Annotated in this window: 18 protein-coding genes; 6 read left to right on the forward strand and 12 right to left on the reverse strand. The window is 61.9% G+C overall.

The annotated features are described in order from the left end of the window. The first annotated feature begins 214 nt into the window (after positions 1 to 214). From EC919_RS07515 to EC919_RS07525, 3 genes are read left to right on the forward strand one after another with little or no spacing between them, the layout of a single operon-like run. Complete coding sequence (locus tag EC919_RS07515; RefSeq protein ID WP_133772675.1) at positions 215 to 505, forward strand: hypothetical protein; 291 nt, start codon at positions 215 to 217, stop codon at positions 503 to 505. Further along, positions 502 to 1,374 carry a DUF72 domain-containing protein gene (locus tag EC919_RS07520; RefSeq protein ID WP_133772678.1) on the forward strand — a complete coding sequence of 291 codons (873 nt, stop codon included), beginning with the start codon at positions 502 to 504 and terminating at the stop codon, positions 1,372 to 1,374. Before EC919_RS07515 ends, EC919_RS07520 begins: the two co-directional genes overlap by 4 nt. Before the next feature lie 49 nt (positions 1,375 to 1,423). After that, the gene (locus EC919_RS07525) at positions 1,424 to 2,122 is read left to right on the forward strand and encodes an extensin family protein (RefSeq protein ID WP_133772680.1); all 699 of its coding nucleotides are present in this window, start codon (positions 1,424 to 1,426) and stop codon (positions 2,120 to 2,122) included. A gap of 45 nt (positions 2,123 to 2,167) precedes the next feature. Here EC919_RS07525 and EC919_RS07530 read toward each other — a convergent pair whose 3' ends face one another. Further along, entirely contained in the window at positions 2,168 to 2,797 is a 630-nt protein-coding gene (locus EC919_RS07530; protein ID WP_133772682.1) for an energy transducer TonB, read from the reverse strand. Between the two features lie 98 nt (positions 2,798 to 2,895). Between EC919_RS07530 and EC919_RS07535 the strand changes: the two genes are divergently transcribed. Both EC919_RS07535 and EC919_RS07540 read left to right on the forward strand, forming a co-directional pair. After that, positions 2,896 to 3,687 (forward strand): class I SAM-dependent methyltransferase, encoded by a 792-nt coding sequence (locus EC919_RS07535; protein WP_133772684.1) that lies wholly within the window; start codon positions 2,896 to 2,898, stop codon positions 3,685 to 3,687. 133 nt (positions 3,688 to 3,820) lie between these two features. Continuing rightward, on the forward strand, positions 3,821 to 4,909 hold the full coding sequence (locus EC919_RS07540; RefSeq protein WP_133772686.1) for a catalase family protein: 1,089 nt from the start codon (positions 3,821 to 3,823) through the stop codon (positions 4,907 to 4,909). 92 nt (positions 4,910 to 5,001) lie between these two features. On the opposite strand, the gene EC919_RS07545 is transcribed toward EC919_RS07540, so the two are convergent. The 8 genes from EC919_RS07545 to EC919_RS07580 all read right to left on the reverse strand — a co-directional run bounded on the left by EC919_RS07545 (position 5,002) and on the right by EC919_RS07580 (position 14,488). Continuing rightward, positions 5,002 to 5,631, reverse strand: coding sequence for a TetR/AcrR family transcriptional regulator (locus tag EC919_RS07545; protein ID WP_133772688.1), 630 nt, complete (start codon positions 5,629 to 5,631; stop codon positions 5,002 to 5,004). After that, complete coding sequence (locus EC919_RS07550) at positions 5,628 to 6,317, reverse strand: DUF4197 domain-containing protein (protein WP_133772690.1); 690 nt, start codon at positions 6,315 to 6,317, stop codon at positions 5,628 to 5,630. Before EC919_RS07550 ends, EC919_RS07545 begins: the two co-directional genes overlap by 4 nt. A gap of 39 nt (positions 6,318 to 6,356) precedes the next feature. Then, complete coding sequence (locus EC919_RS07555; RefSeq protein WP_133772692.1) at positions 6,357 to 6,755, reverse strand: YbaY family lipoprotein; 399 nt, start codon at positions 6,753 to 6,755, stop codon at positions 6,357 to 6,359. Positions 6,756 to 6,803: 48 nt separating this feature from the next. Further along, positions 6,804 to 9,296: a glycerol-3-phosphate 1-O-acyltransferase PlsB gene (gene plsB / locus EC919_RS07560; protein ID WP_133772694.1), complete on the reverse strand. Its 2,493-nt coding sequence runs from the start codon at positions 9,294 to 9,296 to the stop codon at positions 6,804 to 6,806. 97 nt (positions 9,297 to 9,393) lie between these two features. After that, positions 9,394 to 9,771, reverse strand: a complete 378-nt coding sequence (locus EC919_RS07565) for a hypothetical protein (RefSeq protein WP_133772696.1) — start codon at positions 9,769 to 9,771, stop codon at positions 9,394 to 9,396. A gap of 65 nt (positions 9,772 to 9,836) precedes the next feature. Beyond that, on the reverse strand, positions 9,837 to 10,646 hold the full coding sequence (locus EC919_RS07570; RefSeq protein ID WP_133772698.1) for a putative RNA methyltransferase: 810 nt from the start codon (positions 10,644 to 10,646) through the stop codon (positions 9,837 to 9,839). Continuing rightward, complete coding sequence (dapE, locus tag EC919_RS07575; protein ID WP_133772700.1) at positions 10,646 to 11,797, reverse strand: succinyl-diaminopimelate desuccinylase; 1,152 nt, start codon at positions 11,795 to 11,797, stop codon at positions 10,646 to 10,648. The genes EC919_RS07570 and dapE overlap by 1 nt, the downstream gene beginning before the upstream one ends. Positions 11,798 to 11,899: 102 nt before the next feature. Next, positions 11,900 to 14,488, reverse strand: coding sequence for a glycosyltransferase family 2 protein (locus EC919_RS07580; RefSeq protein ID WP_133772702.1), 2,589 nt, complete (start codon positions 14,486 to 14,488; stop codon positions 11,900 to 11,902). A 232-nt stretch (positions 14,489 to 14,720) separates the two neighbouring features. On the opposite strand from EC919_RS07580, the gene tcdA reads away from it, so the two are divergent. Further along, positions 14,721 to 15,539 carry a tRNA cyclic N6-threonylcarbamoyladenosine(37) synthase TcdA gene (tcdA, locus tag EC919_RS07585; RefSeq protein WP_133772704.1) on the forward strand — a complete coding sequence of 273 codons (819 nt, stop codon included), beginning with the start codon at positions 14,721 to 14,723 and terminating at the stop codon, positions 15,537 to 15,539. 550 nt (positions 15,540 to 16,089) lie between these two features. Here the strand turns inward: tcdA and EC919_RS07595 are convergent. From EC919_RS07595 to dapD, 3 genes are all read right to left on the reverse strand, one after another. Then, on the reverse strand, positions 16,090 to 16,494 hold the full coding sequence (locus tag EC919_RS07595) for a SufE family protein (RefSeq protein WP_133772706.1): 405 nt from the start codon (positions 16,492 to 16,494) through the stop codon (positions 16,090 to 16,092). After that, the gene (locus EC919_RS07600) at positions 16,491 to 17,696 is read right to left on the reverse strand and encodes an aminotransferase class V-fold PLP-dependent enzyme (protein WP_133772708.1); all 1,206 of its coding nucleotides are present in this window, start codon (positions 17,694 to 17,696) and stop codon (positions 16,491 to 16,493) included. The genes EC919_RS07595 and EC919_RS07600 overlap by 4 nt, the downstream gene beginning before the upstream one ends. A 64-nt stretch (positions 17,697 to 17,760) precedes the next feature. Beyond that, entirely contained in the window at positions 17,761 to 18,795 is a 1,035-nt protein-coding gene (dapD, locus tag EC919_RS07605; RefSeq protein WP_133772710.1) for a 2,3,4,5-tetrahydropyridine-2,6-dicarboxylate N-succinyltransferase, read from the reverse strand. Between the last annotated feature and the right edge of the window lie 26 nt (positions 18,796 to 18,821).

The following is an 18,821-nucleotide window of genomic DNA, read 5'->3' on the forward strand; positions in this document are numbered from 1 at the left end:
AAACTGCGGGCATCCACACGGCCAGTGAATGCGCCATGCCACGCCCGATCTGCGACGCAGGTCACACTGTTCATGACCGTTCGGCGATAAATCTGCATAAAATTCAGGCTGCTTTAAACAATTCGCAATAAGTGTGGTCTAGTTATCGTTCGCATGTTTGCTTAACGGCTTACTGTGAGACTAAATTGCCACTATCAGACGCCGAGTAAGCATGATGCGAATCACCGGTCCCTCACCACGTTCATACCCGATCAAGCGCAAGCCACGCAGGGATTCTGCGTCGGTGGATGGTACGTTCGAGGAAGTGAATGACGAGATCGAGGTGAATCCGCAAGTGGCCCGTCGCCAGACCGGGACCACGGCAAACGTGCCCGCGCGTCAGCAAGACATCATTTTCCCCCGTGCCATGAGCACCCGAGTCGCGCACGCGCTCAGCAGCTATCTAATGACCTCGACCTTCGTCGACTGGGACCTCGAAGTCTCCGGGCTCGACCTCCACGTTTGAACCTCGCTGACCCGCCTTACTACATCGGTTGCCCGTCCTGGAGCGAAAAAGCCTGGCGTGAGTCGCTGTACCCGCCGGACGCCCCGGACCTGGATTTGCTTGGGTTGTACGCCCAGGTCTTCAACGCCGTCGAAGGCAACACCACGTTTTACGCACGTCCCAAGCCGGAGATCGTTCAGCGCTGGGCGGACGCCTTGCCCGAGCACTTCCGCTTCTCTGCAAAAATCCCCCGTGACATCAGCCATGCCGGCGACCTGCGCGAGCACCTGGGCGCGGTGGAGGATTTCCTGCAACTGCTTGCTCCGCTGGGGTCGAGACTTCAACCGCTGTGGCTGCAGCTGTCGGCCAGTTTCGGTCCCCATCGGCTGAATGAACTGGCTGCCTTCATTGATGCACTGGAAGGCCGACCGTTGGCGGTGGAAGTGCGCAACATGGCGTTTTTCACCAAGGGCGAAGACGAGCGTCAGCTTAATCGCCTGTTGCTCGACCGAGGCGTCGAGCGGATCTGTCTTGATTCCCGGCCGCTGTTCAGCTGCGTTTCCACTGAGCCTGCCGTGCTTCATGCGCAATCGAAGAAGCCCAAGGTTCCGCCGCGTCCGGCTGCGCTCACGTCCTTCCCTCAAGTGCGCTTCATCGGCGGGCCGGATGAGGCGATCAACGAAGGCTTCATCGTGCAGTGGGCGGAAAAAGTGGCCGGCTGGATCGAGGAGGGGCGCACGCCTTCGGTGTTTCTGCACACGCCTGACAACATCGCCTCGCCGCAACTGGCCCGTCGTTTTCACCATCAGTTGATGACCCTGCTGCCGGGGCTGCCCGATCTGCCGCAGCTGGATCGCGGTCGGCAAGTGGAGCAACTCGGGCTGCTCTGAGGTCGAGATAGGGTGGACTCATCCCTCCGTCAGACGAGAACCTTCCTGCATGCGCGGCTCGACCTTCTTTCTTCTACTGGTTCTGATCAGCGCAGCGGTCGCGGTGTCGATCTGGCGTGGCTGGTTGCCTGTCGCTGACCGCTGGAACCCGTGGGCCCCGCTGAATGTGCGGGACGAGCCCAATCTCGTCACCCCCTTCAAGCTCTGGCGACTGCAGGACGACCCGGCGCTGTGCGAGGCCGCGTTGCAAACCTCGACCCTGCGTTACACCCATCAGGCCGACAGCGCTGCCGACGCCAAATGCCCGCTGACCAACGCGCTGCGTATTCAGGGCGGCGACGTCGCGCTGAGCAGCAGTTTTCTGTCCAGTTGTCGCCTGGCCGTGGCGTACGCGCTGTTCGATATTCACCAGTTGCAGCCAGCGGCCAAGGCGGTGTTCGGGCAAAAGGTCACCCAGGTTGATCACCTGGGCAGCTTCGCCTGCCGCAACATTTACAACCGCAGCGAAGGCCGCCTGAGCCAGCACGCGACCGCCAACGCGCTGGACATCGCCGGGTTTCGACTGGCAGACGGGCGCAGGATTTCGGTGCTCAAGGACTGGAAAGACGAGGGTGACGAGGGGCGTTTTCTGCGAATGGTGAGGGATGGCGCCTGCATGCAGTTCAACACGGTGCTGAGCCCGGAATACAACGCCGCGCACCGTAACCACTTTCACCTGGACATGGGACGCTGGCGGGTGTGTCGCTAGGGGAGGCGAGCGGGGGTGTGTGCTTGCGCCGGGTTACGGCCTGCGTCAGGCAGCGAGACGAAGGTTCTGCAGCACAATCGGCCGCGCCCAACCGTTATCGAAGGCCAGATGACGCTGCTGCTCGGTCATTTCTTCAGCGCTGAATGGCGTTGCAGGCTTGTCGGCCAGGTCCCATTCGAACTCGGCAATCGGCAGGAACAGTGGGCGAGGCTGAGGGCCCGGGCCGGGTTCAACGCTGTCATCGTAGGGGTTGAGGACGGTCGGGCGGACCCAGGTGTCATCGAACTTGAGGTTGCGTTGCTGCTCGATCATTTCCATCGCGGTGAACGGCTTGGCGGGCTTGTCGGCCAGATCCCATTCAAACTCGGCAATCGGCAGAAACAAAGGCTCCGGCGGCGCGATTTCCTTGTCCTGGATCGGGCATTCACGTTGCTCGACGATCTTGCTCAGCGCGCTGGCGCCAGCAATCGGCTCGCCGGTCAGGTTGTCCGTCGTGGCGACGGCGCTGTATTCAGGAGTGGCGCCAGCGTTGTCATCGACCTGCTGAGCCATCGCACGGGTAAACGCATCCTGCCAGAGCTGCGTGACGCCGCTCAGGGTTTGGGTATTGCGTACGCTGTAGTCGCCTGCGTACGTCAAATAGCCTATCGAGGAGGTTTGCTGAATGTCTGACATAAGCGCTCAGTACAGCCCGTGGGTCTGGCAAAATGCCGGATACTTTTGTTATCGGCAGATCTTGCCAATCATTAAGAATATTTGAGCGCGTAGAGACAATGACTGAGCAGCACGCGGGCAGCCGCATTCGGGTCGACAGCCTGACCCCCGACGGGCAGGAAACCGCAGCGCAGTGGGCGCAGCGACTGGGTTTGCCGCTGGACGATGCAGACGCGGATTTTGCCCTGCAGGTGGCCGAAGACGGCCTGCAATTGCAGCAACTGGGTGACGACGTGCCGGGCCCGGTGCGCGTGGATTTCATCGAAGGCAAGGCGGCCCATCGGCGTCTGTTTGGCGGCGGCAGCGGGCAGATGATCGCCAAGGCCGTGGGCATTCAGCCGGGCGTGCGCCCTCGGGTGCTGGATGCCACGGCGGGGCTGGGCAAGGACGCGTTTGTGTTGGCGAGTCTGGGGTGCGAAGTCAGTCTGATCGAGCGCCAGCCGATCATCGCGGCGTTGCTCGAAGACGGCCTGGCGCGCGGGGCGAGAGATCTGGATGTGGGCGGGATCATCGCGCAGATGCGCCTGCTTACAGGCAACTCCATCGAGCTGATTCGCCAGTGGGAAGGCGAGCCGCCTCAGGTCATTTACCTTGATCCGATGTTTCCCCATCGTGAGAAAACCGCGCTGGTGAAGAAGGAAATGCGCCTGTTCCGGCCGCTGGTGGGTGACGACATGGACGCCCCTGCCTTGCTGGAAGCGGCGCTGGCGCTGGCGACCCACCGCGTCGTGGTCAAACGCCCGCGCAAGGCGCCGTGCATCGAAGGGGCCAAGCCTTCCTACGCCCTGGACGGCAAATCCAGCCGCTACGACATTTACCCGAAGAAGGCGTTGAAGAGCACGGGTTCGTGACACTCATCCGGTAAACCTGAACCTGGCAACCGTCGGCGCAGTCCTCTGCTGTGCCGATGCCTGACAAGCCACCGTTTCAGGTGTGCGCTCATCGGCGATATGCCCTGACCAGAGCTGTAGCCGGAGATAACCGATGAGCACTTCCCCATTGTCCGTGACGCCTTTGCCGTTCGAGCCGCAGTTCGAGCAGATACCCGATGACGAGGCTCAGACGAGCAAAGAGCTGGCCGAGGCCATGCACAGCATTCTGGAAACCACCTACAAGGATGGCGGCCATGCCATACGCAGCGTGCATGCCAAGGCCCATGGTTTACTGCACGGCCAGATTCATATTCTGGACGGCCTGCCCGCTGAGCTGGCGCAGGGCGTCTTCGCGCATCCCGGCACGCTGGACGTGAAGATGCGCTTCTCCACCAATCCGGGTGACCTGCTCGACGACAAGGTGTCAACGCCGCGCGGTCTGGCCATCAAGCTGGTCGGTGTGCAGGGCGCACGCCTGCCGGGCAGTGAAGGCCAAGTCACCCAGGACTTCGTCATGCAGAACGCCAAGGCGTTCACTGCGGCCACGCCCAAGGACTTCCTCAAGACCCTGAAGTTGCTGGCAAAGACCACCGACAAAATGCCCAACATGAAGAAAGCGCTGTCGGCATTGTTTCGTGGTCTGGAGTCGACGGTTGAAGCCATGGGCGGGGAGAGTGGCACGCTCAAGTCACTGGGCGGGCACCCGATGACGAATTTGCTCGGGGAAACCTATAACAGCATCGTGCCGTTTCTCTATGGTCGCTACTACGGCAAATTGAGCGTGGCGCCTGTGTCACCTGAACTCACCGCCCTGACCGACCAGAAGGTGGACCTGAATGGCCACCCCGACGGTTTGCGGGAAGCGGTGCGCAGCCACTTCGCAAATAAGGGTGGGATTTGGGAAGTGCGTATCCAGTTGGCCACCGACCTTGAAAAAATGCCGATTGAAGACGCTTCGGTGGAATGGTCCGAAGAGCTGAGCCCATTCGTGACCGTGGCCCGCATCGAAGTGCCGCCCCAGGACAGCTGGTCGGACGAACGCCAGCAGGAAATCGACGACGGCATGGCCTTCAGCCCCTGGCACGGCGTGGTCGAGCACCGGCCACTGGGCGGCGTCATGCGGGTGCGCAAGCCGTCCTATGAGCTGTCTTCAGGCTTCCGCGCCAGCCACAACGGCTGCCCGATGCACGAGCCTCGCTGATAGACCCGAAGTCGGTCCCACTGCGCGCGAGGTGTTGTAGGACCGGCTTCAGCCGGGAAGAGGCCGGTGCGCACGCCACCATAACTACAGCCCTAAACCCGATACGCCTTCAAGAACAGTGCTACCACGTCCCTTACATGGTGGTCAGCCGCTTGCTCGTCCGGTACTTCCCCGGTGCCGATGAGAAGCCTGAAATGGTGCACGCCTTTGATCAAACTCAAAAAATGCCCCGCCGCATCAAGGGGCGATTCGAAGCGCAGCCCGTTGGTACCGCTCAGCTTCCCAAGAAATCGCTCCAGCTCGTGCAGGACCCGTTGCGGTCCTGCTTCGAAGAACACCTGAGTCAGCGATGATCCCTGGGGCCCCAAAGCGATGATCAAACGATTCAGGTCGATGGACTCGGGGCTGTTGATCAGCGTCTGAAACCCTCTGGCAATACCGAGCAATACCTTTTCAACGGGCTGATCAACCGGCACATCCACGAATAACTCCGGCACCTGCTCCTCACAACGCGCGACGACCGCACAGGAAAACAGCGTCTCCTTGTCGACGAAGTGGCTGTAGACCGTCAGCTTGGAAACCCCGGCTTCGGCGGCGACGGCGTCCATGCTGGTGTTGGCGTAACCGTTGCTGATGAACAGGTTTTTGGCGGCTTCGAGAATGGCCTGGCGCTTGGCCAGGTCCTTGGGGCGGCCGGGGCCTGCGGGGGAGACTGACCTCACAGCGCGCCGAACACCTTCTTCGCCAGACCGGTCGCCGCCGCTGCCGGGTTGGCGCGGATGCTTTCTTCCTGTTTGGCGATCATTTCGAACAGGCCGTTCAGCGCCTTCTCGGTGACGTAGCCTTCGATGTTCGAGCTCTTCGCGTCCAGCACGCCCAGCGTCGCGGCCTGACCGGCGAAAGCGTTGTATTTCTGCGCCAGGCCTACCTTGTCAGTGGCTTGTTTGATGATGGGCAGGAACTTGGCGCGGATCTGCTCGCGGCTGGAGGTGCTCAGGTACTGCGTGGCCGAGTCCTTGCCGCCCTTGAGGATGGCTTTGGCGTCGGAGACACTCATCTTCTTCACGGCATCGACCAGCAACGTCTGCGCCTGGGGCATTGCCGCCTCCGCCGCCTGGTTCATGCTGGTTTCCAGCTGATCGACCTGCGCGCCCATGCCGAACTGCTTCATCTTCTTGGCGACCTTGCCCAGGTTGCCCGGCAGTTCGATGCGTACATCCTTGTTGTTACTGAACCCGCCCGGCACGCCCAGTTGCTTGACGGCGACCTGCGCGCCTTGGGTCAGGGCATCCTTTAGCCCGCCGGTGGCGTCCGATTGCGACAGATCATTGAGCGACAACGCGAAAGCACTGGCCGATAACAGCAGGCCTGCGCATATACCAGTGAACGAGAGGGAGCGACGCAGCATGGGTAATGTCCTTTTCAGCGGTGTGTGGTGCACGCCCGATTAACGGGCCGGGCTCAAACGAATTTTGACGGGCGGTTTTTCGTCCAGCGTCAGGTCCACCGTGTAGCGCTCGGTGCTGAGCATCAGCAGCTTGCCGTCCACTTCAATGCGCGCGCTGACCGAATAGGTGTGACCCGGCTGGACCTGCTTCTGATCGTAGGTCAGGTGAAAGGGTAGCGGCACCTGGCCTTTGATCGGACCGTTCTGGCTGGCAAGGATCTGTGCGGGTGCGTCGGCCAGCGTCACGTCCTGCAACGAGACTTTCAGCGTCGCGGTTGGCGGAAGCGCCATGCGCTGCAGGTAAAAAACCTCGCCATCCACCGAGCCCGGCAGGTTATCCGGCGCATGGGCGCACGCGGCCAGCACCGTGGTCAGGAGGGTGAGCAGGATGTGTTTCATGTGAGGCTCCTTGTCAGGTGAAACATTTGATAGGGCGAGGTTCGTCGCTTAGGCGATCGGCGCCGCCCCAACGACTTCATCACTGCGGTGCAACGCCACCTGGCGGATCGACAGCCTGATTTCCGCTGGCAGTACGCGCTTGGCGGCGCCTTCCGCCAGATCCCCCAACATATCGTGATAGCTCAGTTTGCCGGCGGCGTCGGTGCGCAGAACGCCCTGATCCAGCAGCGTCTGAATGAAATGCCGGAACAGGCTCTTGTCGAAAAACTCCGGCGCGTTCAGGCCGTGCAGGATCGACAGCCGCTGGGCCATCGTTGTGCACAACTCTTCAAGCCCTTCGGCGCTGAGCGTGTGTTGGCCGCTGTTGAGCAGCAGCGAAATCGCCATGTAGAAACGCTGCAGGGTCTGGGCAATCGCCCGCGACAGCACCGTCAGCAGCACGAAAGCCCGCGAGCTCGGCGCCGGGCGCAGGTACACGCCGTTCTCGAATCGCAACAAGCCCTGTTCAACAAACGCTGCCAGCCACTGATCGACGACGTCATCCAGATCGTCCAGCGACCAGCGGATGAACAGCTCCGATTGCAGGTACGGATACAGCGCCCGCGTATACCGCAGAATCTGCTCGCGGCTCATGCGCGACGAGCTCTGGAAGAAGCAGGCCAGCAACGAGGGCAGCGCGAAAATGTGCAGCACATTGTTGCGGTAGTACGTCATCAGGACGGCATTCTGCTCGTCCAGGTACAGAATCTTGCCTAGCGCATCGCTGAGCTCCGAGAGCAGATTCATGCCTTTGACATGGTCGATCAGCGCCCGGCCATCGCCTTCCGGCAGCGTGGTATGGGGCGAGTAGGGCACGGTGCGCAACAGCGTCAGGTACAGATCGAGCACCCGCGCCAGGGCCTGATCGTCCAGCGCGTGTTTGGCCGTCGACAGCAACGCCAGCGCCACCAGATTCACCGGGTTGATTGCTGCGGCTTCGTTCAGGTGGCGGGCCACGCGTTCGCCCAAACGGTGGGTGGTCTCGTTGAGCCAGGCCGGTTTGAACACCGGGCCCAGTTCCTGAGTGCGCCAGTCCGGCTGCTCATGGTCGAGAAACTCGGTCAGCTTGATCGGCTCACCGAAGTTGACTGACACCTGGCCGAAGCGCTGCTTCAGCGCGCCGATGACTTTGAAGATGTCGAAGATCGATTCTTTCTTCTTCGCCGCACCGCGCAGCTCGCCCAGGTAGGTCCGGCCTTCCAGCACCCGTTCGTAACCGATGTACACCGGCACGAACACGATGGGCATGCGCGAGTTGCGCAAGAAGCTGCGCAGGGTGATCGCCAGCATTCCGGTCTTGGGCTGCAACATGCGCCCGGTGCGCGAACGTCCGCCTTCGACGAAGTACTCGACCGGGAAGCCTTTGGTGAACAGGGTGTGCAGGTACTCGTTGAACACCGCGGTGTATAGCGGATTGCCCTTGAACGTGCGGCGCATGAAAAACGCGCCACCGCGCCGCAACAGGCCACCGATCACCGGCATGTTGAGGTTGATGCCGGCGGCGATGTGCGGCGGGGTCAGGCCGTTGCGAAACAGCAGGTACGACAGCAGCAGGTAGTCGATGTGGCTGCGGTGGCACGGCACATAGATGATCTCGTTGCCTTGAGCGACGTTCTGCACGCCCTCCAGGTGACTGACCTTGATGCCGTCGTAAATCTTGTTCCAGAACCAGCTCAGCACCACTTCCAGAAACCGGATGGCGGTGTAGGTGTAGTCCGAGGCGATTTCGTTGCCGTAGTGCAGGGCTTTTTCCCGGGCCTTGGCTTCGGTGATCTTCTCCCGGGCGGCCTCGTCGAGAATGGCCTGCCTGACCAGCGGGTCCGCCACCAGCCCTTTAACCAGATGGCGACGGTGCGAAAGGTCCGGGCCGATCACGGAGGTCTTCAGGTTGCGGAAATGCACACGCAGCAGGCGTTGAGCCATGCGCACCGTGCGTTCGTAACCTTTGTTCTGATCGACCAGCTCGCGCAGATGAACCGGTGCCGAGAACTGCACGCGGGTCTTGCGGCCCAGGATCAGAATGGTCACGAAACGACGCAGACGCCCGGTCACCGCCCAACTGTCGGCAAACAGCAGTTTCCACGGGCTGTCTTCCTTGTCCGGGGACTGGCCCCAGAACACGCTGACCGGAATGATTTGCGCGTCTTCAGTGGCGTTTTGCGTGACCGCGCTGACCAGACGTTCAAGGGTCGGTGGCGCGCCGCGTTTGTCGTGGCGTCCCAGCCAGTCAGGCTCGGGCGTCAGGTAGAAAAACGCGGCCGGCTCGGTCAGATTGCCAACGGCCACGGACAGCACCGGGCGCGGCAGACCGGCCTTGCGGCACTCGGTGTCGAGGACGGCGAGATCGCTCATCGAAGGATTTTGCAGCGCATAGAAAACCGGACGGCTGCGGTCGAGATTGAGGGTGAAGGACGACTGGTTGATCGTCTCCGAGCGCACCCACAGGTAAAGCAGGCGGCGCACGGTGCCGAAGACAAGACGGCGAAACGGGGAACGGGTCATAGAATTCTGCTGAGAGGGGCGACGCCCGCGAGGCCGCCAGTTTGCCGCATCTGGTGGGGATGGGCAAAGCGGCGCGGGTGCCCGTCAGAATGACGTCTCAGGACGTATGCCAGGTGATTTCTTCTTCACCGTCAACGCTGATGCGAATCCATTGGTCGGCCTCGGCGTCACTCTCTTCCTCGACCCACGTCCCCGGCGCGCAACGCACTTCGACCTTCAATGCGGCGAAGGCGGCGCGGGCGCAGGCGATGTCGTCTTCCCACGGAGTTTTATCGCTGTCCAGGCACAGGCTGTTCCACTTGCCGACGGCCTTGGGAATCCAGGTCACGGGCACGTCGCCGGCCCGGCATTTCCAGGTCTGGCCTTTCTGCGTCCAGTCGGTGCAAGGGCCGATGTCTGCGGTGAGCCAGGCGGTGATCGCCTTGTGGTCGACGTCAGCGTCTTTCAGGTAAATCTCGATATCGGGTTGGCGCATGGATGCCTCTTGGTTGTGCTGGAAAATCCACTCGCGGATTCAGTCTGTTCAGGTGTTTCAAGCCGTCAATTCAGGACGAAGTAATCGTAGCGCATCGACACCGTGACCTCGAACGGCTCAGCCTGCTCGATCACCTTCGCGCGGCGTTCGGCACTGGCGCGCCAGCCGTGGGGCGTCATGGCGAGCAGATTGGCGCGGGCCTGGCCGTCGACCAGTGTCAGGGTGAAACGCAGGGTTTCGCTGTGCTGCAGGCTCATGCCCTCCGGCACCAGCGCAAGGTGCTTGTCATCGCTGTAATCGCGGACTTCGTCGTACAGGCGTTGACGCAGTTCCATCAGGTGGTCGTTGGTCGGCCCTACACGCATCAGGCCGCCGCCCTGCGACAGCAGACGCTTGGCCTCGGCCCAGTCCAGCGGGCTGAACACGCTGGCGATGAACTGCATGCTCGCCTCCGGCAGTGGCACGCGCGCCATGCTGGCGATCAACCAGGTGATCTTCGGATCACGCTTGCAGGCGCGCTTCACCGCTTCGCGGGAGATGTCCAGCGCATAACCGTCAGCGTCGGTCAGGCCCTGGGCAATTTGTGCGGTGTAATAACCCTCGCCGCAACCGATGTCGACCCAGTGCGCAGGGGCGCGCTCGGCGGCCAGTTCGGCCAGACGCTTGGCCACCGGGGCGTAATGCCCGGCGTTGAGGAAGTCGCGGCGCGCCTCGACCATCGCCTGATTGTCGCCGGGGTCGCGGCTGTTCTTGTGCTGCACGGGCAGCAGGTTCAGGTAACCCTGACGGGCGCGGTCGAAGCGGTGCCCGGCCGGGCACACGACGCCGTTATCCGCTGAATCGAGCGGGGCGGAGCAGATCGGGCAGGTCAGCATCAGGCGAGCAACTTGACCAGGGTCTGGTAGTAGATCTCGGTCAGCACGTCGAGGTCGCTGGCGAGGATGCGTTCATTCACCTGATGGATCGTCGCATTGACCGGCCCGAGTTCGACCACTTGTGTGCCGAGGGTGGCGATGAAGCGACCGTCCGACGTGCCGCCGCTGGTCGACGCACGGGTGTCGCGACCGGTGACGTGTTTGATGCTCGCCGACACCGCGTCCAGCAGCGCGCCCGGTTCGGTGAGGAACGGCAGGCCGGACAGCGCCCACTCCACGTGCCAGTCCAGGTCGTGCTTGTCGAGAATGTCGGCCACGCGTTGCTTGAGGCCTTCGACGGTGGATTCGGTGGAGAAACGGAAATTGAACACCGCCACCAGATCACCCGGGATCACGTTGGTGGCGCCGGTGCCGGAATTCAGGTTGGAGATCTGGAAGCTGGTCGGCGGGAAGAAATCATTGCCGTTGTCCCAGTGCTCGGCGGCCAGCTCAGTCAGCGCAGGCGCTGCCAGATGAATGGGATTCTTTGCCAGATGCGGGTAGGCGACGTGGCCCTGAATGCCTTTGACGGTGAGGGTTGCGCCCAGTGAACCGCGACGGCCGTTTTTGACCACATCACCCACCAGCGTCGTGCTCGACGGCTCGCCGACGATGCACCAGTCCAGCCGCTCATTACGCGCCGCCAGACGCTCGACCACCGCTTTGGTGCCGTGGTGGGCCGGGCCTTCTTCGTCGCTGGTGATCAGGTAGGCAATCTTGCCTTTATGGTTCGGGTGATCGGCGACGAAACGCTCGGTGGCGACAATCATCGACGCCAGACTGCCTTTCATGTCCGCCGCGCCACGGCCGCAGAGCATGCCGTCTTCGTCGATCAGCGCGCTGAACGGATCATTCTGCCAAGCCTGAACCGGCCCGGTTGGCACCACATCGGTGTGACCGGCGAAGCACAACACCGGACCGTCCTGACTACCGTGGGTTGCCCAGAAGTTATCCACATCCTGAATACGCATGGGCTCCAGGGCAAAACCGGCATCGCTCAGGCGTTTCATCATCACGGCCTGGCAGTCGGCGTCCAGTGGCGTGACGGATGGGCGACGGATCAGGTCGCAGGCGAGTTGCAGCGTGGGCGAGAGGTCGGCTGGGGCTGTCATGAAAAGTCCGAGATATTGAGTGAAGGCAAGGCATAAACCGGCGAATAGCTTAAAGCAAAACGGCGACCCGAAGGCCGCCGTTTAGTACAGCGCCCCATTGTTTCAGGCGGTAGCGGCTTCGTCTGCCGGTTTCGGTTTCGGCAGTGAAGACAGAAACGCCATGATCAGTGCCGCCAGATACGGCAGCGATTGCACCAGCAGCATGAAGACCCAGAAGCGCATGTCGTTGCTCGGCAGACCCTGCACCAGACAGATCCCCAATGCAGCGCCCCATAGCATCAGCATGATGAACAGCTCTTCGCGAGCCTCGGAAATCGCCACCAGCAAGCCATGGCTTTCGGCGTTTTTCGGGGTGCGGAAGAACGGAATGCTGGTGGTGAAGAACCCGTACAGCACGGCTTTGGCGATGGTGTGGGACAGCGCCAGCCCTGCGAGGGCCGCATAGAACGCGTCAGTGAGGTTCACACCAACGGCGCGGCGGTACAGGAAGATGATCTTGCCGACCTTGAAGAAGAACAGCGCGAGCGGCGGGATCGCGAAAATCAGCAGCGGCGGGTCAACACGGTTGGGCACGATGATCATCGCCGACGACCAGAGCAATGCGCCGACCGTGAAGAAGATGTTCATGCCATCGGCCACCCACGGCAGCCAGCCCGCGAGGAAGTGATAACGCTGGCCGCGGGTCAGTTCGGTGTCCTTGCCACGCAGCAGGCTGGCGGCGTGACGCTTGATGATCTGAATCGCGCCATAGGCCCAGCGGAAACGCTGCTTCTTGAAGTCGATGAAGGTGTCGGGCATCAGGCCCTTGCCGAAGCTGTTATGGGCATACGCCGCCGAATAGCCTTTTTCGAACACGCGCAGGCCCAGTTCGGCGTCCTCGCAGATGCACCAGTCCGCCCAGCCAAGCTCTTCAAGCACCGAGCGACGGGTCATGGTCATGGTGCCGTGCTGAATGATCGCGTCGCGGTCATTGCGGGTGACCATGCCGATGTAGAAGAAGCCTTTGTATTCCGAGTAGCAAAGCTTCTTGAACGCACTTTCGTGCTGGTCGCGGTAGTCCTGCGGCGACTGCACAACGGCGATTTTCGGATCGGCGAAGTGCGGGACCATGTGCTTGAGCCAGTTGCGGTCGACGCAGTAGTCCGAGTCGATCACGGCGATCACTTCGGCGTCCGGCGCGGTATGCGGGATCAGGTAATTCAGGGCGCCGCCCTTGAAGCCCGCCAGCGGTGCGACGTGGAAAAACTTGAAGCGCGGGCCGAGCATTTCGCAGTGGGCTTTGACGGGCTCCCACACCGCGGGGTCCTTGGTGTTGTTGTCGATCAGCAACACTTCGAAATCCGGGTAATCCAGCGCGGCCAGTGCGTTGAGGGTCTGTTTGACCATCTCCGGCGGCTCGTTGTAGCAGGGCACGTGGATAGACACTTTCGGTCTGTAGGCCGAATCCCCTTCAACGGGCAGGAATTCGCGGCGGCGCTTGTGCGTCCATACTGCTTCGGCCAGTTCGTGGGCCTCGGTCAGCAACACGATAAACACGCCGAACGCGCCCAGTGCCAGTAAAAATCCGACGAGCAAACTGAACCAGGTGCTGTATTGCTGACTGTAGTCGTAGCCAATCCAGACCAGAACAGAGCCGCACAGGAAGGCGATGAAGGTCAGGAAGGTCCGGCCACGCTGGCGCAGCGCCGAGCCATCAATCAGCAGCAAGGCGAGGGCAAGCATCGCCAACACTGCCGAGCCGATCGCCAGCACGCGCCACTGCGGGATCGCCACGACCGGGCCTTCGAAATTGAATTTCTGCTGGCGGGCAGCGTTATAAACGCCCCAATACGCGCCGACCGATCCTTCGTCGCTGGCTTTCCACGGCTGGTCGAAGGCCTCGATCACGAAGTAGTTAAAGCCCTGACGGTTGAGCTTGTTGACCAGCGTGCGCAGGTAAACCGCCTGATCAGCCTGAGTCGCGTCCGCACCGCCGCGCATGTGGCCATTGCTCGGCCAGCCAACCTCAGAGAGCAGCAGCGGCTTTTTCGGGAACATGCGTTTCAGTTCGCGGGCGCGGTCGAGCACGTACTGCCCGGCCTTATCCATCGGAATGTATTCCCAGTACGGCAGGATGTGCGCGGCGACCAGGTCAACGTGCTTGGCCAGTTCCGGGTACTTCTCCCAGATATGCCACTGCTCGGACGTGGTCACCGGGACTTTGACGGCAGCCCGCACGCGGTCCAGGGCGGCCATCAGGTCCTTGGGTTTGATCTCTTCGCGGTACAGCGCTTCGTTGCCGACCACCACGCGAACGACGCTGCGGGAGGTGTTCGCCAGCTCGATTGCCGTAGTGATTTCTCGCTCGTTGCGCTCCAGGTCCGGGCTGATCCAGATGCCGAGGGTCACCCGCAAACCGAACTCTTCGGCCAGCTTGGGGATGTCCTTGAGCGTGCCGTCCACCGAGTAGATACGGATGTTGTCCGTCTGCTTGCTCATCAGCTCCAGGTCCTGACGCATTTCTTCGTCGGACGGGTAGAGATCCTTCTGTGGATTCTGTCCCAGCCGGAAAGGCGAATAGGAAAAGCCGGAGATCTGTTCAGGCCAGTTGGGGGCGGTCACGGGGCGGTTGATCAGCGCCCAGAAGCCGGTGAACAGCGCGGCAATTGCCACGACGACAACGAGGTTGAGTCCAAATTTACGGGATGACATAGATGCTTCTGGTTCCAAGAGGGGAACGGGGAGGAGTGACAGGGTACAGCGGGCCGAAACTTTGGCAACCGACACGTGTTGAAGTTTTGTTCGGCCGGGCCTGTAGGGCATCGACTGTGCCCTGCAGGCATGCCGTGAAAGAGGCGACTTTCAGACCAAATGTCTGCAACTCGGCGCTTTGCGAATGTCCGTCAGGGCCTATAATGCGCGCCGGTTTTTTGGGGTATTGGTCATGAGCACAGAAGATCCGCGTTTCGCCGGCGTTGCCCGCCTGTACGGCATCGAGGGCCTGGAACGCCTGCGCGCGGCCCACGTGGCGGTGGTCGGCATCGGCGGCGTGGGTTCCTGGGCGGCGGAAGCCATGGCGCGCTGTGGCGTGGGCGAGATTTCCCTGTTTGATCTGGACGACGTGTGCGTCAGCAACAGCAACCGCCAGTTGCACGCCCTGAGCAGCACCGTTGGCCGCACCAAGGTCGAAGTCATGGCCGACCGTTTGCGGGAGATCAACCCTGATTGCGTCGTTCATGCCGTCGCCGATTTCGTCACCCGCGACACCATGGCCGAATACATCACGCCGGACATCGACTGCGTGCTCGATTGCATTGATAGCGTCAACGCCAAGGCCGCGCTGATCGCCTGGTGCAAACGCCGCAAGATTCAGATCATTACCACCGGCGGCGCGGGCGGCCAGATCGACCCGACCCTGATTCAGGTCTGCGACCTCAACCGCACGTTCAACGACCCGCTGGCGTCCAAAGTGCGTTCGACCCTGCGCCGCGACTACGGCTTTTCCCGCACGGTCACTCGGCATTACAGCGTGCCGTGCGTGTTCTCCACCGAGCAACTGCGCTACCCCAAACCCGACGGCAGCATTTGCCTGCAGAAAAGCTTTGTCGGCGATGGCGTGAAGCTGGACTGCGCGGGTGGTTTTGGCGCGGTGATGATGGTCACCGCCACCTTCGGGATGGTCGCCGCGACCAAGGCCGTGGACAAAATCGTCGCCGGCGTGCGACGGCCGTCGGAGCGGGCCAAAGCACAGGCAAAGGAATGACGGTAGAGGATGTGGGAGCATCCTTGCTCACGAAGGCGGCATTTCAACCGCAGAATATTGAGTGGATGTGCCGGCCTCTTCGCGGGCAAGCGCGCTCCCACAGGTCTTGCGTCCAACGCGGATTTTCGGTGAGCCACGATCAACTGTAGGAGCGCGCTTGCCCGCGAATGCGGTGTGTCAGTCGCCATCGATGTTTCTGACATGACGCCTTCGCGAGCAAGCTCGCTTCCCCAGGTCTTGCGTCCAACGCGGATATTCTGTGAACCACGATCAACTGTAGGAGCGCGCTTGCCCGCGAATGCGATCTGCCTGTGCCATCAATCCCAACAGGCCCACCCCGTTCGCGGGCAAGCGCGCTCCCACACTGGCGCTCGGCAACGCACACAATCTTCGGGCTACACAAAATCCGTAGGAGCCGGCTTGCTGGCGAACGCGTTGGATCTGAAAAGAAGATGTCGACCGACACATCGCCTTCGGGAGCAAGTTGGAGCGACATCCCGGTCACTCCCACAAGGTCGGCGGTTCATGTGCGATTGTTTGAAGGCTGATCTCAGCCGGCTAACTGCCGCATTTTCTGCAACACCGCATTCAACCCATTGCTGCGTGATGGCGACAGCTGACGGCTCAATCCCAGCTGCGTGAACCAAGACACCAGATCCACTTCCTGCAGCGCTTGCGACGACAGGCCATTGACCCGGGCCAGCAGCAACGCCACGAGACCCCGGATCAACCGCGCATCACTGGCGGCGCGGAACTGCCAGCGACCGTCGATCACGTCGCCCACTAGCCAGACCTTGCTCTCGCAGCCGTCCACCAGACGCTCGTCGGTTTTTTCTTCGTCGCTCATGGGTGGCAGGCGCTCGCCCCATTGCATCAGCAATCGTGCGCGCTCTTCCCAGCTCAATGACCCGGTAAAGGTTTCCAGCGCAGTGCGGGCATTGATGGGCAGGCTCATCGCAACAACTCCAATGCCTGATCCAGTGCGGTGAAAAATCGTTCTAGGTCTTGGGAATCGTTGTACAGCCCCAGCGACACGCGAATCGCGCCAGAGAGTTCCAAACCGCTGATCAACGGGATGGCGCAGTGGTGACCGGCACGAACGGCAACGCCTTGCTCGGTCAGCAAGTGCGCGAGATCGGCGTTGTGTACGCCCTCGACCACAAAGCTCACCAGCGCCACATGGGGATCGCCCAGCACCTGCACACCATCGCGCTGCATCAATCCGGCGCGCAGCCGCTCATGCAGGCGCGCTTCGTATTCGGCGACGGCGGACTGATTGAGGCCGTTGAGGTAATCCAGCGTCGCGCCGAGGCCGATCACCGCGCTGATGGGCGGCGTGCCCGCTTCGAAGCCCAGCGGCGCAGGGCGAAACGTGGCCGTCTGGTAGACAGTCTGCAGGACCATTTCGCCGCCGAACTGCCAATGCTGCAGCTGTGCCAGCGCCTGATGTCGCCCGAACAACACGCCCACACCATCCGGGCCGTACAGCTTGTGGCTGGAAAAGACGTAGAAGTCGCAGCCGATGTCCTGCACATCGTGTCGGCCATGGACCACACCTTGTGCCCCATCAATCACCGTCAGCGCGCCCTGTGCCTGAGCCAGCGCGACGAGTTGGCGAACCGGTTGCCAGGTCCCGAGCACGTTGGACAACTGACTGACCGCCAGCAAACGGGTGCGTGGTGTGATCAGCCCGGCGGCGGCCTCCACATCAATCACCCCGGCGTCGGTAATGGGCAACACCACCAGCTTCAGGTTGCGACGCAGGGCCAGTTGCTGCCAGGGCAGCAGATTGGCGTGATGCTCCAGCGCGCTGATGACAATTTCGTCGCCGGCCCGGAACACATGCTCCAGGCCATACGCGAGCAGGTTGAACGCGGACGTGGCGCCGTGGGTGAACACGATCTGCCCGGACGCTCCGGCATTCAGCCATTCGCCGGCCTTGCGCCGCGTGTCCTCGAAGGCCTGGGTCGCCATCGCGCCCAGCAGGTGCTGGGCGCGATGCACATTCGCCGCGCCGTTGGCGTAGTAATGCACCGTGGCGTCGATGAGGGCATGGGGTTTTTGTGCGGTGGCGGCGCTGTCCAGGTAGGTCTGGCCTTGCCGTTGCAGGGCGTCAATGGCCGGAAAATCAGCGCGCCAGGGAGAAATGAGGGGCATATCAGTCACGCTCGTTGAGGCGGATTCGGTCCCCGGGGGAAACCGAACCCGCACGCAGCATCGATCAGTTGTGAGCGTGCAGCGCTTCGTTCAGCTCGATGGCCGACTTGTGGGATTTGCACTCCACGGCGCCGGTCTGCGAGTTGCGACGGAACAGCAGGTCCGGTTGACCGGCCAGTTCACGGGCCTTCACGACCTTGACCAGCTCGTTTTTGTCATCCAGCAGCGCGACCTTGGTGCCAGCGGTAACGTACAGACCGGCTTCAACGGTGTTGCGATCGCCCAGCGGAATGCCAATACCGGCGTTCGCGCCGATCAGGCAGCCTTCGCCGACCTTGATCACCATGTTGCCGCCGCCCGACAGGGTGCCCATAGTCGAGCAACCGCCGCCCAGGTCCGAACCCTTGCCAACGAATACGCCAGCCGACACACGGCCTTCGATCATGCCAGGGCCTTCAGTGCCGCCGTTGAAGTTGACGAAACCTTCGTGCATCACGGTGGTGCCTTCGCCGATGTAAGCGCCCAGGCGCACGCGCGCGGTGTCAGCGATGCGTACACCGGCCGGCACGACGTAGTCGGTCATTTTCGGGAATTTGTCCACCGAGAAGACTTCCAGCAGATGGCCTTTCAGGCGGGCTTCCAGCTGACGCTCGGCCAGCTCGCCCAGGTCGATGGCACCCTGGCTGGTCCACGCGACGTTCGGCAGCAGCGGAAACACGCCGGCCAGGCTCAAACCGTGGGGCTTGACCAGACGATGGGACAGCAAGTGCAGCTTGAGGTAAGCCTCGGGAGTGGAGGTAAGCGCGGTGTCGTCAGCCAGCAGCGTGGCAACCAGCGGGTTGTGGCTCTCGGCGAGTCGGGTCAGCAGCGCGGCCTGGGTGTCGTCGATGCCTTTGAGGGCATTGGCCAGACGCGAGGAGAGATCGGTGTTGAATGCGATGGCCTGATTGCCACCGGTGTAGCCCAGGATCGGTGCGACGGCGGCGACGATTTCAGCCGACGGGTTGAGCAGTGGCAGGGCGTAGAAAACTTCCAGCCAGGTGCCTTTACGGTTTTGTGTGCCAACGCCAAAGGCCAGGCTGAACAGAGAAGTGGACATGCAGATACCTCGTTATTTAGGGCTAT

Origin of the sequence: Pseudomonas graminis (assembly GCF_004364335.1) — a bacterium.
GTDB lineage: Bacteria > Pseudomonadota > Gammaproteobacteria > Pseudomonadales > Pseudomonadaceae > Aquipseudomonas > Aquipseudomonas graminis_D.

Coding starts and splice junctions, on each gene's coding strand:
- EC919_RS07530 (WP_133772682.1), bottom strand. CDS start 2,797: ATGTCAGACATTCAGCAAACCTCCTCGATAGGCTATTTGACGTACGCA.
- EC919_RS07535 (WP_133772684.1), top strand. CDS start 2,896: ATGACTGAGCAGCACGCGGGCAGCCGCATTCGGGTCGACAGCCTGACC.
- dapD (WP_133772710.1), bottom strand. CDS start 18,795: ATGTCCACTTCTCTGTTCAGCCTGGCCTTTGGCGTTGGCACACAAAAC.
- EC919_RS07565 (WP_133772696.1), bottom strand. CDS start 9,771: ATGCGCCAACCCGATATCGAGATTTACCTGAAAGACGCTGACGTCGAC.
- EC919_RS07570 (WP_133772698.1), bottom strand. CDS start 10,646: ATGCTGACCTGCCCGATCTGCTCCGCCCCGCTCGATTCAGCGGATAAC.
- EC919_RS07525 (WP_133772680.1), top strand. CDS start 1,424: ATGCGCGGCTCGACCTTCTTTCTTCTACTGGTTCTGATCAGCGCAGCG.
- dapE (WP_133772700.1), bottom strand. CDS start 11,797: ATGACAGCCCCAGCCGACCTCTCGCCCACGCTGCAACTCGCCTGCGAC.
- tcdA (WP_133772704.1), top strand. CDS start 14,721: ATGAGCACAGAAGATCCGCGTTTCGCCGGCGTTGCCCGCCTGTACGGC.
- EC919_RS07515 (WP_133772675.1), top strand. CDS start 215: ATGCGAATCACCGGTCCCTCACCACGTTCATACCCGATCAAGCGCAAG.
- EC919_RS07600 (WP_133772708.1), bottom strand. CDS start 17,696: ATGCCCCTCATTTCTCCCTGGCGCGCTGATTTTCCGGCCATTGACGCC.
- EC919_RS07580 (WP_133772702.1), bottom strand. CDS start 14,488: ATGTCATCCCGTAAATTTGGACTCAACCTCGTTGTCGTCGTGGCAATT.
- EC919_RS07595 (WP_133772706.1), bottom strand. CDS start 16,494: ATGAGCCTGCCCATCAATGCCCGCACTGCGCTGGAAACCTTTACCGGG.
- EC919_RS07555 (WP_133772692.1), bottom strand. CDS start 6,755: ATGAAACACATCCTGCTCACCCTCCTGACCACGGTGCTGGCCGCGTGC.
- EC919_RS07540 (WP_133772686.1), top strand. CDS start 3,821: ATGAGCACTTCCCCATTGTCCGTGACGCCTTTGCCGTTCGAGCCGCAG.
- EC919_RS07550 (WP_133772690.1), bottom strand. CDS start 6,317: ATGCTGCGTCGCTCCCTCTCGTTCACTGGTATATGCGCAGGCCTGCTG.
- plsB (WP_133772694.1), bottom strand. CDS start 9,296: ATGACCCGTTCCCCGTTTCGCCGTCTTGTCTTCGGCACCGTGCGCCGC.